We start from the raw sequence: 12,313 nt of genomic DNA, 5'->3' as shown, positions 1-12,313 counted from the left end.
CTCGTGGGGTGGTCGCCGATCGATTCCGAGCCATCGTGGACGTGCACGTCCTGCTCCTGCGTCCGCCGGAGGAGGTGCTGCTGATCCGGCGGGCCGGCACCGGCTACCGCGACGGGCAGTGGCACCTGCCCAGCGGGCACCTCGAACCCGGCGAGAGCGTCGTGCAGGGCACGATCCGGGAGGCCAGGGAGGAGGTCGGCGTCACTCTCGACGCCGCCGACCTGCGGTTCGTCCACGTGATGCACCGCTCTCCCGACCGGGTCGGGCTGTTCTTCGCGGCGGAGGAGTGGGCGGGCGAGCCGTACAACGCCGAGCCGCACAAGTGCTCGGAGATCACCTGGCACCCCCTGTCCGCCCTGCCCGCCGACACCGTGGACTACCCGGCCGCCGCACTGGCCGCGATCGGCCGGGCGGAGCCGTTCGCGGTGTTCGGCTGGCCTGGATGAACGTGAGGCCACTCCACCGGCTGTCCGTATGGCCGGCGTGAACGCGGTGCTCCACGGGCTGGCCGGGGTCACCATCCGTCCGTCTGGAGGCCCCCGGACGGGTGGCCGGGGCGATGATTTCCGCGGTGGCGCCGGGTCTATCCCTGTGTGAGCGTCGCCCTGCTCGAACGAGCCGTCAGCTACAGTCTCGGCAGCCTGGTCCTGGTCCGGCCTGAGCTGCTGGGCAACCCGACGCCCTGCGCGCGCTGGGATCTGCGCGCGCTGATCGACCACATGAACGACTCCCTGCTCGCGCTCGCGGAGGCGGGCGACCTCGGCCACGTCGCGCTCCGGCCCACCGGCTGCGAGGACGACCCCGTCAGGACGCTGCGCCGCAGGGCGTGCCGTCTGCTGGCCGCGTGGCGGGAGACGGCGCGCTGCCCGCAGGTCGCGGTCGGGGACGCGTGGCTGGCGCGCGAGGTGGTGGCGGGGGTCGGCGCGATCGAGGTGGCCGTCCACGGCTGGGACGTCGCCGCCGCCTGCGGTCAGTCCCGTCCGGTGCCGGAGCCGCTGGCCGCAGGACTGCTCGATCTGGCGCTGGCGTTCGTGGACGACGACGACCGTCCGCACCGCTTCCATCCTCCGGTACGGCCCGCCTCACCTGCGCGTTCTTCCGATCGATTGCTGGCCTTCCTCGGCCGGTCGGCTTGACAGATTAATTTTTCAAGAGCAGCCTTGGACGCATGCACGACATCGCGGTGATCGAAGATCCGGCCGCGGCCGAGGCGTCGCTCGACCCGATGCGCACCCGGCTGCTGGCCGCGCTCGCCGAACCCGGATCGGCCACCACTTTGGCCGCCAAGGTCGGCCTCGCCCGGCAGAAAGTCAACTACCACCTCAAAACGCTGGAGAAGCACGGTCTCGTCGAACTCGTCGAGGAGCGCAAGAAGGGCAACTTCACCGAACGCGTCATGCGGGCCTCCGCAGCGTCGTACGTGATCTCGCCCAGCGCGCTCGGCGCCGTACAGCCCGATCCCGCCCGCGCGCCCGACCAGCTCTCGGCCCGATGGCTGCTCGCCCTCGGCGCCCGGCTCGTCCGCGAACTCGGCGAGCTGATCACCGGCGCGGCCAAGGCCAAGAAGCGGCTCGCGACCTTCGCGGTCGACGGCGAGATCCGCTTCGCCTCCGCCGCCGAGCGCGCGGCCTTCGCCGAGGAACTGGCGGCCGCGGTCGCCGGACTCGTCAGCAAATACCACTCAGAAGACGGACGCGACCACCGGCTGCTGATCGCCGTCCACCCCGTCGTCAAGGAGCAAGAGCATGGGTAAGGACTTCCACCTCGAGAAGGAGACCGAGCTGCGGGCCACGCCCGCGCAGGTCTGGGACGCCATCGCCACCGGACCCGGGCTGAGCTCGTGGATGTTCCCCTTCGCCGTCGAACCCGGCGTGGGCGGCGTCATGCGCCTCGACCTGCCCGGCGTCACCGACGAGTCCACGATCACCGGCTGGGACCCGCCCCACCGCCTGACCGTCAAGAGCAAGGAGGGCGAGGACGGCACCTTCCAGGCGTTCGAGTACCTGGTGGAGGGCCGCGACGGCGACACCACCGTGCTGCGCTTCATCCACACCGGCCACACCGGCGACGGCTGGGGCGAGGAGTACGTCTCCAGCCTCAACACCGGCTGGGACCAGTACTTCTACACCCTCACCCAGTACTTCCTCCACTTCCCCGGCCGCACCGCCGCCTACGCGCTGGCCGAGGGCCCCAAGGGCCAGGAGAACCTCTGGGAACGCTTCAGCGCCGCCCTGGGCCTGCCCGCCACCCCCTCAGTGGGCGACCACGTAACCCTGACGCCCGACGGCTCCGAAGGCGTGGTGGACTACATGGTTCTGGCCGGACCGAAGGGCTTCATGTTCGGCGTACGCACCCCCGACGCGTTCTACCGCTTCCACGGGCTGGGCGAGGGCATGGGCGGCGGCGTGGACATGGCCGCCCACCTGTTCGCCACCGACGACACCAAGAAAACCGAACACACCTGGAAGTCCTTCCTGGCCAAGGCCTTCAACTAACCCACCCCAACCACACCCAACCCCAACCCCAACCCGCCCGCGCGGTCCGGGACCCGGGCCGGCGGGGCGGGCGGCGCAGAGACCCTGGCCAGCGGTGGCGTGGGCAGGAGTGGGCCGCCCAACCCGAGCCCCGGCCCCGCCCATGGCCCCACCCTGTGCTCCCGCACCCCTGCGACGGGGGGTTGGTGGTGGGGAGCACCCGGTGGCGGGCACGTGGGAGGACGGACCCCCCAACCGAAGCCCCGGCCCCGCCTATGGCCCCACGCGAACCCGGGGCGGGCAACACCGCAAGGCGCAGTGCGTGGCCAGCGGTGGCGCGGTGCCGGGCCGGGGCCCAGGGGCGGCGCAGGTGGTGCCGGGCCGGGCCTGTGGTGGCGGGGGTTAGGGGTGGAGGGTTTCTAGGACCTGGGGGCCGAACTTGGCGAGTTTGTTTTCGCCTACTCCGCTTACCGTGCCCAGTTCCGGCAGCGTCTCGGGGTTGCGGGTGGCGATTTCGCGGAGGGTGGCGTCGTGGAAGATGACGTAGGCCGGAACGCCCGTCTCCTTGGCCGTCGCCGCCCGCCACGCGCGTAGCCGCTCGAAGCGGGGAGCCGCCTCCGGTGAGAGTTCCGTCACCTCGCGCGACTTGGAGGAGCCGCCCGAGCGCGACGGGGTGCGGGGCTTCAGGTCGCGGCGGAGGCTGACCTTCCGCTGCCCCCGCAGTACGGCGGCGCTGTCGTCGGTCAGCACCAGCGCCCCGTAGGCGGGTTCGACGGCCAGGATGCCCTGGGCGAGGAGCTGGCGGACGACTCCGTGCCATTCGGGACCGGTCAGGTCGGTCCCGATGCCGAAGACGGTCAGCGAGTCGTGGCCGAACTGCTCGACCTTCGCCGTCTTCTTGCCCAGCAGGATGTCCACCGCCTGCCCCACGCCGAACTTCTGCCCGCGTTCCCTGGCCAGCCGCAGCACCGTGGACAGGACCTTCTGGGCGGGCACGGTGGCGTCCCAGGTCTCCGGCGGGGCCTGGCAGGTGTCGCAGTTGCCGCAGGGGGCGGTGCCCTTCTCGCCGAAGTAGTCGAGGAGCATGACGCGGCGGCAGGTCACGGTCTCGCACAGGGCGAGCATGGCGTCCAGGTGGAGCGCCTGGCGGCGGTGGTGGGCCTCGTCGCCCTCCAGGGCCAGGCGGCGGTGCTGGACGACGTCCTGCAGGCCGTAGGCCATCCACGCCGTGGCGGGCAGGCCGTCTCGGCCGGCGCGGCCGGTCTCCTGGTAGTAGCCCTCCAGGGACTTCGGCAGGTCCAGGTGGGCGACGAAGCGGACGTCCGGCTTGTCGATGCCCATGCCGAACGCGATCGTGGCCACCACGGTCAGGCCCTCCTCGCGCAGGAAGCGCGACTGGTGGAGGGCGCGGGTGCGGGTGTCGAGGCCCGCGTGGTAGGGGATGGCGGCGATGCCGTGGTCGGAGAGGAATTCGGCGATCTTCTCCGCCGAGGACCTGGACAGGCAGTAGACGATCCCGGCGTCGTCGGGGTGCTCGGTGCGGATGAAGTCGAGCAACTGGCGCTTCGGCTCGCTCTTGGCGGTGATGCGGTACTGGATGTTGGGGCGGTCGAAGCTGGCCACGAAGTGCCTGGCCTGCTCCAGGCCGAGGCGGGCGGAGATCTCGGCGTGGGTCTCCGGAGTGGCGGTCGCGGTCAGGGCGATGCGCGGGATGTCGGGCCAGCGCTCGTGGAGGCCCGACAGCATGAGGTAGTCGGGGCGGAAGTCGTGGCCCCACTGGGAGACGCAGTGGGCCTCGTCGATCGCGAACAGCGCGACCTCGCCCTTCTCCAGCAGCCGCACCGTCGAGTCGACGCGCAGGCGTTCGGGGGCCAGATACAGCAGGTCCAGCTCGCCCGCCACGAAGGCGGACTCCACCCGCTGGCGCTCGTCGAAGTCCTGGGTGGAGTTGAGGAACCCGGCCCGCACGCCCAGCGCGGTCAGCGCGTCGACCTGGTCCTGCATCAGCGCGATCAGCGGCGAGATCACCACGCCCACGCCCGGACGGACCAGCGCGGGGATCTGGTAGCACAGCGACTTGCCGCCGCCGGTCGGCATCAGGACGAGCGCGTCCCCACCGGCGACCACGTGCTCGATGATCTCCTGCTGGCCGGGCCGGAAGGAGTCGTAACCGAAGACGCGGTGCAGGACCTCCTGGGGCGTATCCATGCGGCTACCTTACGTGGCGAGGGGGAATGGGGCAGGGCGTTCGCTCACGGCGATCGTAGGCGATCAGGCCGACAGTCCCGGCCAGACAGCAGGCCGCCACCGCGAGCATGGCCAGGGGGAAGCCCATCAGCGCCGCCAGCGGGGGTGCGACGGCCTTGGAGACGGTGATCGGCAGTGCCAGTGCGCCGCTGATGGAGGCGTAGGCGGCGGTGCCGTACCGCTCGGCGAGGAGTGCGGGGCGGGCGATGGTCGCGACGCCGAAGCCCAGCCCGAACAGGACCACCGCGACGATCGCCCCGGCCGCGCCGCGGCCGATGACCGGCAGCAGCAGTGCCGCGCCCCCTTGCAGCGCGAAGACGGCGGCGGCCACGGGCGCGACGCGGAAGCGGCCCTGCAGGCCGGTCGTGATCACCCGGCCGGTCACCGAGAGCACCCCGAGCAGGCCCGCGACGGCGGCGGCGAAGACGGGGGAGTGCCCGAGCGTGATCAGGTACGTGACCAGCAGGACGCCCATGACCGCCACCGCGCCGGTCTGGGCCAGGAAGGCGACCGCGAGCAGCCAGAACGGCCGTTCGCGCACGGCCGCGCCCACCGCCGCGCGCGAGGACGGCGGGCGCTGCGAAGCCGCGCGCCTGCGCACGGTCGCCCAATGCAGAGGTACGGCCAGCAGCCCGTACCCGATGGCCAGCACGACAAGGGCGGGGCGCCAGCCGTACCGCTCGACGAGGAAGCCCGTGACCGGCAGGAAGATGCTGGACGCGAACCCCGCGACGATCGTGACGGCGAGCAGCGCCCGCGGCCGCCGCGCCGCGTCGAACCAGGCGACGATCACCGCGAAGGCGGCCTCGTACAGCACCATCGCCGACGCGACCCCGAGCACCGAGCAGACGAGATAGAGCTGCAGGAGGTTTTGCACCTGCGACCAGGCGAGGAGCGCGCCCGCCCCCAGCGCGGAGCCGAGCGTCATCAGCCCGCGCCCGCCGCGCCGGTCGAGCCAGCCGCCGACCAGCGGCGCAACCAGCCCGGACAGCAGCACGGAGACGGTGAGCGCCCCGGTGAGCTGTGGCACGCCCACCCGAAGCTCCCGCGACATCGGCATGATAAAAACCGAAAAAGCGTAGTAAAGCACGCCGAAGCCCGCAGTCTGCGTGACCGCCAGAGCGGCGACCATCCGCCTCCCGTGGGGAATGATCACACCAGAAACCGTTCCCCCGCATAATCACGCTATGTGGTGATATGCATCACCTATGGGCTATGTCGTAACAGGAGGCAGCAAGGGGATCGGCCGCGCCATCGTCGAACGCCTGCCCGGCACCGTCGTCGTCCTCGACCGCGAGCCGCCCGACCAGCACGACGACCGCGTGATCCCGGTCATCGGCGACGCCGCCGACGAGGGCGCGGCGCGCGAGGCGGCCCGCCGGGCGGCCCCGCTGACCGGCTGGGTCAACAACGCCGCCGTCTTCGGCGACGCCTCCCTCCACGACGCGCCCGTCGAGAAGGTGCGCCGCCTGATCGCCGCCAACCTCGACCTCGCCGTCGTCGGCTGCGCCGTGGCCGTCCAGACCTTCCTCCGATCCGGTACGGCGGGCGCCATCGTCAACCTCACCTCCCACCAGGCCACCAGAGCCGTCCCCGGCGCCCTCCCCTACGCCACCGCCAAGGCCGCCGTCGAGGGCCTGACCAGATCCCTGGCCGTCGAGTACGGCAGGCACGGCATCCGGGTCAACGCCGTGGCCCCCGGCTCGGTCGCCACCGGCCGCTACGACCAGATGGTCACCCCGGAGGTGGAGCGCGAGATGGCCCGCCTCCACCCCCTGGGCCGCGTGGCCAGGGCGGATGAGATCGCCGCCGTCGTGGCGTTCCTGCTGTCGGAGGAGTCGTCGTTCGTCAACGGCGCCACGGTCCCGGTGGACGGCGGCAGAACGGTCCTCGGATTCGACCCCGAAGCGCGGGAATGAAAACCATTGCCACATGGTTGACGGGGCCATGAAGAAGAACCTGCACCCCGAGTACCGCCCGGTCGTCTTCCGCGACAAGAGTGCGGACTACACCTTCCTCACCCGATCGACCAGGACCGGCTCCCAGACGATCGAGTGGACCGACGGCCGCGTCTACCCGGTGGTGGACGTGGACGTCTCCTCCGCCAGCCACCCCTTCTACACCGGACGCGGCCGGGTCCTGGACACCGCCGGCCGGGTCGAGCGCTTCAGGCAGCGCTACGGCAAGTAAGGGTCATCCCGTGCCCGGCTGGGCCGTGCCCGCGCCGAACCGCGACAGGTCGGCGCGGGCGGGCAGCGTCTGCCACTCGCTGGCCCCCGTCGTGGCCGCGGCGCTCAGCATGCTGCCGCGCGCCAGCCGTTCAGGAGGGGTGAGACCGTCTAGGGCGGCGGAGATGTAGCCCGCCGCGAACGCCTCCTCCGCGCCCGCCACGTCCACCACGGGCACCTGCGTGCGCGGCACGTCGTAGCGCATCCGGTCGGCGCGCACGCTGAATCCCTTCGCGCCCCTGCTGACCACCACCTCGCGCTCCGGCGTCAGCGCGGGCTTGACCAGGTCGAGCTCGTCCTGGTCCACGAACAGCAGATGGGCGGCGCGGGCCAGTTCGCCCAGCACCTCCTCCGCCTCGCGCACCGACGGCCACAGCGAGGGCCGGTAGGTGACGGCGAAGGAGATCAGCGCGTCGGCGTTGCGCGCGGCGTTGACCGCGATGCGCACCGCCTCCAGGCAGTCGCGGCCGAGCGCCGCGGTCGTCCCGGTGATGTGGAGCAGCCGCGCGGCCCCGATCCTGTCGATCGGGACGTTGCCCGGCGACAGCCGCGTGCCCGCGGAACCGCCGTGGTAGTAGGAGGTCAGGCCCGGATAGCCGACCCGCGACTCCTTCAGCAGCAGCCCGGTGGTGGCGCCGTCGGCCACGCGGGTGTCGGCGATGTCCACGCCCTCGCCGCGCAGGACGGAAAGAGCCCGCGCGCCGAGCTCGTCGGCGCCCACCTTGCCGAGGAAGGCCACCCGGTGCCCGAGCCGGGACAGGCCGATGGCCAGGGAGAACTCCGGCCCGCACAGATCCAGCCTGGCCTCGGTGTCGTGGCGGACCCGGCCGCTGGAGACGACACCCATGACGGCGCCCAGGGTGTAGACATCGGTCATGGGGCCTGACTGTAGCCGTACATAACGGATTTCCGCGCTCTACCCCTGGTCGAGAGCGTGATCAAATATTTCTCGTAACTTTAGACAACCTTTTCCTCTTCTGGTGCCTCAAAGTAGTAGAGGAGCTGGCTATCCCGAGCCGGCTCCAGAGCACGGGGAGAGGATTAGCACCCTCATGAAGAAGATCGCAGTAGGCGTCATCTCCGCCATGGTCGGCGGAGCGATGCTGCTGAGCGGTGGCGCCGCCTCCGCCCAGCAGAAGACGTCCGACGTAGACATCCAGAGCATCTCGCCGAACCCGGTCGTCGTCCCCAAGGGCGGCGAGCGGGACGCGTTCATCAGGGTCGACGCCACCTCCGACGTCGACAAGGTCGTGGTGAAGGTCCAGCCCGAGGGTGAGAGCTTCCGCACCCTCAGCGAGAAGACCGTCACCCGCGAGAGCTGGCGCTTCGCCGTCAGCTTCAACAGCAACGACCCTGAGGGCAAGTGGAGCGCCATCGCCGAGGGGTTCAACAAGGACGGTAAGAAGGTCGCCGAGGACAAGGCCTTCTTCTCCGTCGACATCGACGAGGGCAAGGCCGACACCCGGATCACCCGGTTCAACGCCGACCCCTACAAGGTCCGCAAGGGCAAGTACGTCCACTTCAGCGGTCGTCTGCAGGTCAACGACGGCGGTTGGGAAGGCGCCCGCGGCGAGAAGGTCCACATCTACTACCGCGCCAACGGCTACAGCACCTGGAAGTGGGTCGCCTCCGACCGCACCTCCTGGGGCGGCAAGTTCTACGCCAAGGCGCGCGCCTGGAAGTCCGGCACCTACAAGGCCGTCTTCAAGGGCGATGACGACCTGAAGGGCTCCGAGAGCCGTCGCGACTACGTGCGCGTCGTGCGCTGGTAACGAGCACGGTCTAGCACCATCTGAGAGCCCGGTCCCGCAGGGGGCCGGGCTCTCGCATGTTCACAACCGGCTCAGCGAGGTAGCTAAGGGGGTATGGACCTGCTGAAAGACCTCGACGCCTTCGACATCTTCGACGCCGAGGCGGCGCGTCTGGACGCGTACTTCTCCGGCCTCGACGCCGACGGGTGGAACCGGCCCTCGCGCTGCGCCGGATGGTCGGTCCGCGACGTGCTCGGGCACCTGGCCGGCGAGGAGCTCTACAACCACGCCGCCCTCGACGGCACCGTGCAGCAGCTCATGGCCCGCCTGGCGGGCGAGGGCGTCACCGGCTTCAACGACTTCAACGAGTGGTGTGTACGGCGCCGCCGTACCGTGCCCCTGTCCGAGGTCCTGGCCGAATGGCGGGACAAGAACGCCGAGACCCGCTCCCGCATGCGCGCCCTCGGCAGGGACGCGACGCTCGACACCCTCGCCGGCCCCTACCCCGTCGGCGACCAGACCTTCCACTACGACTCCGAGTACGCCACCCACGCCGACGACGTCGGCGCCCCCGTCGCCGAGGACGAGGCGGAGGGCAGGACGCTCTGGCGGGTCGCGGTGGGCCGCTTCGCCCTGGGCGAGCACGACACGAAGATCCAGGTCGAGCAGACGGCAGAGCACATCTGGGTGAACGCCGACGGCCACGAGGCCACCCTGAGCTACCCGGAGTTCGTGAACGCGACAGTGGGACGTCCCGACGAGCGGACCGACCCGCGGATCGCCGAGGCGCTGAGGTGCCTGGCCTGAGAGGAGTCCGATCATGTGGTTGCGCAACCGCGAGGGCACGGAGCCGCTGAGCGCGCGCAGCCCGGTGCGCGCCCGCCGGATCCTGTCGGTGATCGCGCTGGTCGTGGGCGCGGCGCTGGCCGTGTTCTGCCTGCTGCGCGCGTTGAGCACGGGCGAGCAGGTCTGGTTCTGGGAGGCGGCGATCGCCGGGCTCGTCGCCCTCGTCGCCGTAATCGACCTGATTGTGCTGCGCCGCCGCCGCTAGGGTGCCGGGGTGGGATACAGGCGATACGACTATCGAGGGCCGGACGACCTGCGCGAGATGCAGGCCCTGTCGGCGCGGGCCGGGTTCTGGCACCCGGGCGAGCTGGCCTGGTCGCGCTTCGAGCACGTCGGGCGCGAGCCGGAGTGGCCGACCGCCCTGTGGGAGCACGACGGGCGGACGGTCGCGTGGGCGTGGGCCCAGTTGCCCGGCTCGCTCGACCTGGAGCTCGACCCGGAACACCGCGAGCTGGCCGGGGAGATCCTCGGCTGGTTCGCCGCGCTGGCGCCCGGCGAGCGCACGGTCACGGTGCTCGACGGCGGCCTCTCCCTCACCCGGTACGGCTACCGCGAGGACGTCCAGGCGCCGTTCTTCGTCAGGCTCCGCCGGGAGCTGGCGGATCTGCCCGAGCCTGTCCTGCCGGACGGCTACCGGATGCGGCCGGTGGGCGGGGCGGAGGACGCGCCGCTGCGTGCCCGGGTGCATCGTGCCGCCTTCTCCACGCCCGAGCATCCGTCCCGGGTCAGCGCCCAAAGTTATCTGCAGGTCATGGGGGCGTGGCCGTACCGGAGCGAGCTGGACTGGCTGGTGGAGACCGACGGCGGTGAGCCGGCGGCCTTCTGCCTGCTGTGGCTGGAGGGCGAGGAGGCGGTGCTGGAACCCGTCGGCACCGATCCCGCGCACCGCAGGCGCGGGCTGGCCGGCGCCGTCACGCTGGCGGCGCTGCGGGCGGCGCGCGGGCTCGGCGCGCGGTCCGCGCGGGTCAACGCGCGCGGCGACGACGCCTATCCCTCGGCCCGTGCCACCTACGAGTCGATCGGCTTCCGTCATCGCGGCGGCCTGCGCAGCCGTACGTACGTAAGTGATCGCAAATCCATGTAAATATTTGCGCATGACGCGACGACTCGCAGAGGTGGCCAGGAAGGTCGGGGTGAGCGAGGCGACGGTCAGTCGCGTGCTCAACGGCAAGCCCGGGGTGTCGGAGGCCACGCGGGAGGCGGTGCTGACCGCCCTGGACGTGCTCGGCTACGAGCGGCCGACCCAGTTGCGCGGCGACCGGGCCAGGCTCGTCGGCCTGGTCCTTCCCGAGTTGCAGAACCCGATCTTCCCCGCCTTCGCCGAGGTCGTCGGCGGGGCGCTGGCGCAGCAGGGGTTCACGCCGGTGCTGTGCACCAGGACGGTCGGCGGCGTGACCGAGGCCGAGTACGTCGACCTGCTGCTGCAACAGCAGGTCAGCGGCGTGGTCTTCGCCGGAGGGCTCTACGCGCAGGCCGACGCCGCGCACGGGCACTACGAGCTGATCCTGGAGCGCGGGCTGCCGACCGTGCTGGTCAACGCCGCCGTCGAGCATCTCGGGTTCCCGCAGGTCTCCTGCGACGACATGGTGGCCGCCGAGATGTCGCTGGCCCACCTGCGCGCCCTCGGGCACGAGCGCGTCGGCATGGTGCTCGGGCCCGCCGACCACATGCCCTCGCGGCGCAAGCTGGCCGCGTTCCTGTTGGGCGGAGGCGATCCCGGGCTGGTCGAGCAGACGATGTTCTCGCTGGAGGGCGGGCACGCCGCCGCGGCCAGGCTGGTCGGACGCGGGGTGAGCGGCATCGTGTGCGCCAGCGACCTGCTGGCGCTGGGCGCGGTGCGCGCGGCCAGACGGGCGGGGCGGTCGGTGCCCGAGCAGGTCTCGGTCATCGGCTACGACGACTCCCCGCTCATGAACTGCACCGATCCGCCCCTCACCACCATCCGCCAGCCGATCGAGGCGATGGGCAGGGCGGCGGTCGAACTGCTGGTCGCGCAGATCGGCAAGGCGAGGGTGGCCGCGGACGAGCTGCTCTTCGAGCCCGAGCTGGTGGTGAGGTCCTCGACCGCCCGCCTCTGACGGATATCCGTCGAGTTGTTGCGGGCTTCTTTCCGTGAAACGGCCGGGCACTAGCATCGGGACGCGTGACCAGACTCACCCCTTCGCGCCCCGGCCCGCTGCCCCCGGACGCCCGCGCCCTCTACGACCGGATCACCTCAGGACCCCGCGGCGCCTCCGTGACCGGCGCGGACGGCGCCCTGATCGGCCCGTTCAACGCCATGCTGCTCAGCCCGCCGGTCGGCGACGCGCTGCAGGAACTGGGCGCCGCCATCCGCTACGGCTCCCGCCTCACCGGCCGCTGCCGCGAACTGGCCACGCTGGTCGTCGCCAACCACTGCGACAGCGCCTTCGAACGCCAGGCGCACGAGCGGCTGGCCCGCGACCTCGGCTTCACCGAGGAGCAACTGGACGCGCTGCGGGCGGGCACGGAGCCGCCGCTCGACGACGCCGAGGAGGCCGCCGTCCACCGGGTCGCCCGCGCCCTGGTCACCAGGGGCGACCTGGACGAGGAGGAGTACGCGCTGCTGCCCGAGCCGCTGGTGTTCGAGCTGACCACGCTGGTCGGCTACTACCGCACGCTCGCCCTGCAACTGCGCGTGTTCCGCGTGTGAGCGCCTAAAGGGTGTTGCAGAAGTCGGTGTGTCGGCAGGTCAGGGCTGGATTCGTGGTTGCCGGGATCAGGTCGACACGGCGAGATTGTGCAGGTG

15 protein-coding genes are annotated in these 12,313 nt (G+C 71.4%); 12 read left to right on the top strand and 3 right to left on the bottom strand.

Going from position 1 to position 12,313, the window contains the following annotated elements:
- Positions 1-8 precede the first annotated feature (8 nt).
- The 4 genes from ACIBEJ_RS49335 (at position 9) to ACIBEJ_RS49320 (ending at position 2,495) form a co-directional block, all read left to right on the top strand.
- Positions 9-446 carry an NUDIX domain-containing protein gene (locus tag ACIBEJ_RS49335; protein WP_397189975.1) on the top strand — a complete coding sequence of 146 codons (438 nt, stop codon included), beginning with the start codon at positions 9-11 and terminating at the stop codon, positions 444-446.
- 147 nt (positions 447-593) lie between these two features.
- Positions 594-1,136, top strand: coding sequence for a TIGR03086 family metal-binding protein (locus ACIBEJ_RS49330; RefSeq protein WP_397189974.1), 543 nt, complete (start codon positions 594-596; stop codon positions 1,134-1,136).
- Positions 1,137-1,168: 32 nt separating this feature from the next.
- Positions 1,169-1,753: an ArsR/SmtB family transcription factor gene (locus tag ACIBEJ_RS49325; protein WP_397189973.1), complete on the top strand. Its 585-nt coding sequence runs from the start codon at positions 1,169-1,171 to the stop codon at positions 1,751-1,753.
- Positions 1,746-2,495 (top strand): SRPBCC domain-containing protein, encoded by a 750-nt coding sequence (locus tag ACIBEJ_RS49320; protein WP_397189972.1) that lies wholly within the window; start codon positions 1,746-1,748, stop codon positions 2,493-2,495. The genes ACIBEJ_RS49325 and ACIBEJ_RS49320 overlap by 8 nt, the downstream gene beginning before the upstream one ends.
- A gap of 381 nt (positions 2,496-2,876) precedes the next feature.
- On the opposite strand, the gene recQ is transcribed toward ACIBEJ_RS49320, so the two are convergent.
- Positions 2,877-4,682, bottom strand: coding sequence for a DNA helicase RecQ (gene recQ, locus ACIBEJ_RS49315; protein WP_397189971.1), 1,806 nt, complete (start codon positions 4,680-4,682; stop codon positions 2,877-2,879).
- A gap of 4 nt (positions 4,683-4,686) precedes the next feature.
- Positions 4,687-5,853 (bottom strand): MFS transporter, encoded by a 1,167-nt coding sequence (locus ACIBEJ_RS49310; RefSeq protein WP_397189970.1) that lies wholly within the window; start codon positions 5,851-5,853, stop codon positions 4,687-4,689.
- Positions 5,854-5,929: 76 nt separating this feature from the next.
- Here ACIBEJ_RS49310 and ACIBEJ_RS49305 point away from each other — a divergent pair, with 76 nt between their 5' ends.
- Positions 5,930-6,640, top strand: coding sequence for an SDR family NAD(P)-dependent oxidoreductase (locus ACIBEJ_RS49305; RefSeq protein ID WP_397189969.1), 711 nt, complete (start codon positions 5,930-5,932; stop codon positions 6,638-6,640).
- A gap of 28 nt (positions 6,641-6,668) precedes the next feature.
- Positions 6,669-6,911, top strand: a complete 243-nt coding sequence (locus ACIBEJ_RS49300) for a type B 50S ribosomal protein L31 (protein WP_397190112.1) — start codon at positions 6,669-6,671, stop codon at positions 6,909-6,911.
- 3 nt (positions 6,912-6,914) lie between these two features.
- Here the strand turns inward: ACIBEJ_RS49300 and ACIBEJ_RS49295 are convergent, their stop codons facing one another.
- Complete coding sequence (locus ACIBEJ_RS49295; RefSeq protein WP_397189968.1) at positions 6,915-7,826, bottom strand: sugar kinase; 912 nt, start codon at positions 7,824-7,826, stop codon at positions 6,915-6,917.
- A gap of 175 nt (positions 7,827-8,001) precedes the next feature.
- On the opposite strand from ACIBEJ_RS49295, the gene ACIBEJ_RS49290 reads away from it, so the two are divergent.
- The 6 genes from ACIBEJ_RS49290 to ACIBEJ_RS49265 all read left to right on the top strand — a co-directional run bounded on the left by ACIBEJ_RS49290 (position 8,002) and on the right by ACIBEJ_RS49265 (position 12,217).
- Complete coding sequence (locus ACIBEJ_RS49290; protein WP_397189967.1) at positions 8,002-8,721, top strand: hypothetical protein; 720 nt, start codon at positions 8,002-8,004, stop codon at positions 8,719-8,721.
- A gap of 93 nt (positions 8,722-8,814) precedes the next feature.
- Entirely contained in the window at positions 8,815-9,507 is a 693-nt protein-coding gene (locus ACIBEJ_RS49285; RefSeq protein WP_397189966.1) for a maleylpyruvate isomerase family mycothiol-dependent enzyme, read from the top strand.
- A gap of 13 nt (positions 9,508-9,520) precedes the next feature.
- Entirely contained in the window at positions 9,521-9,751 is a 231-nt protein-coding gene (locus tag ACIBEJ_RS49280; RefSeq protein WP_397189965.1) for a DUF6343 family protein, read from the top strand.
- Between the two features lie 9 nt (positions 9,752-9,760).
- Positions 9,761-10,630: a GNAT family N-acetyltransferase gene (locus tag ACIBEJ_RS49275; protein WP_397189964.1), complete on the top strand. Its 870-nt coding sequence runs from the start codon at positions 9,761-9,763 to the stop codon at positions 10,628-10,630.
- A 10-nt stretch (positions 10,631-10,640) separates the two neighbouring features.
- The gene (locus ACIBEJ_RS49270; RefSeq protein ID WP_397189963.1) at positions 10,641-11,624 is read left to right on the top strand and encodes a LacI family DNA-binding transcriptional regulator; all 984 of its coding nucleotides are present in this window, start codon (positions 10,641-10,643) and stop codon (positions 11,622-11,624) included.
- Positions 11,625-11,689: 65 nt separating this feature from the next.
- Positions 11,690-12,217, top strand: coding sequence for a carboxymuconolactone decarboxylase family protein (locus tag ACIBEJ_RS49265; RefSeq protein ID WP_397189962.1), 528 nt, complete (start codon positions 11,690-11,692; stop codon positions 12,215-12,217).
- Positions 12,218-12,313 lie beyond the last annotated feature (96 nt).

Source organism: Nonomuraea sp. NPDC050790 (genome assembly GCF_044456745.1).
In the GTDB taxonomy this organism is placed as follows: Bacteria; Actinomycetota; Actinomycetes; order Streptosporangiales; family Streptosporangiaceae; genus Nonomuraea.
Note: the sequence above shows the minus strand (reverse complement) of the source record. Positions and strands in the feature narration are given on the sequence as shown.

Coding starts and splice junctions, on each gene's coding strand:
- ACIBEJ_RS49325 (WP_397189973.1), top strand. CDS start 1,169: ATGCACGACATCGCGGTGATCGAAGATCCGGCCGCGGCCGAGGCGTCG.
- ACIBEJ_RS49320 (WP_397189972.1), top strand. CDS start 1,746: ATGGGTAAGGACTTCCACCTCGAGAAGGAGACCGAGCTGCGGGCCACG.
- recQ (WP_397189971.1), bottom strand. CDS start 4,682: ATGGATACGCCCCAGGAGGTCCTGCACCGCGTCTTCGGTTACGACTCC.
- ACIBEJ_RS49310 (WP_397189970.1), bottom strand. CDS start 5,853: ATGGTCGCCGCTCTGGCGGTCACGCAGACTGCGGGCTTCGGCGTGCTT.
- ACIBEJ_RS49305 (WP_397189969.1), top strand. CDS start 5,930: ATGGGCTATGTCGTAACAGGAGGCAGCAAGGGGATCGGCCGCGCCATC.
- ACIBEJ_RS49300 (WP_397190112.1), top strand. CDS start 6,669: ATGAAGAAGAACCTGCACCCCGAGTACCGCCCGGTCGTCTTCCGCGAC.
- ACIBEJ_RS49295 (WP_397189968.1), bottom strand. CDS start 7,826: ATGACCGATGTCTACACCCTGGGCGCCGTCATGGGTGTCGTCTCCAGC.
- ACIBEJ_RS49290 (WP_397189967.1), top strand. CDS start 8,002: ATGAAGAAGATCGCAGTAGGCGTCATCTCCGCCATGGTCGGCGGAGCG.
- ACIBEJ_RS49285 (WP_397189966.1), top strand. CDS start 8,815: ATGGACCTGCTGAAAGACCTCGACGCCTTCGACATCTTCGACGCCGAG.
- ACIBEJ_RS49280 (WP_397189965.1), top strand. CDS start 9,521: ATGTGGTTGCGCAACCGCGAGGGCACGGAGCCGCTGAGCGCGCGCAGC.
- ACIBEJ_RS49270 (WP_397189963.1), top strand. CDS start 10,641: ATGACGCGACGACTCGCAGAGGTGGCCAGGAAGGTCGGGGTGAGCGAG.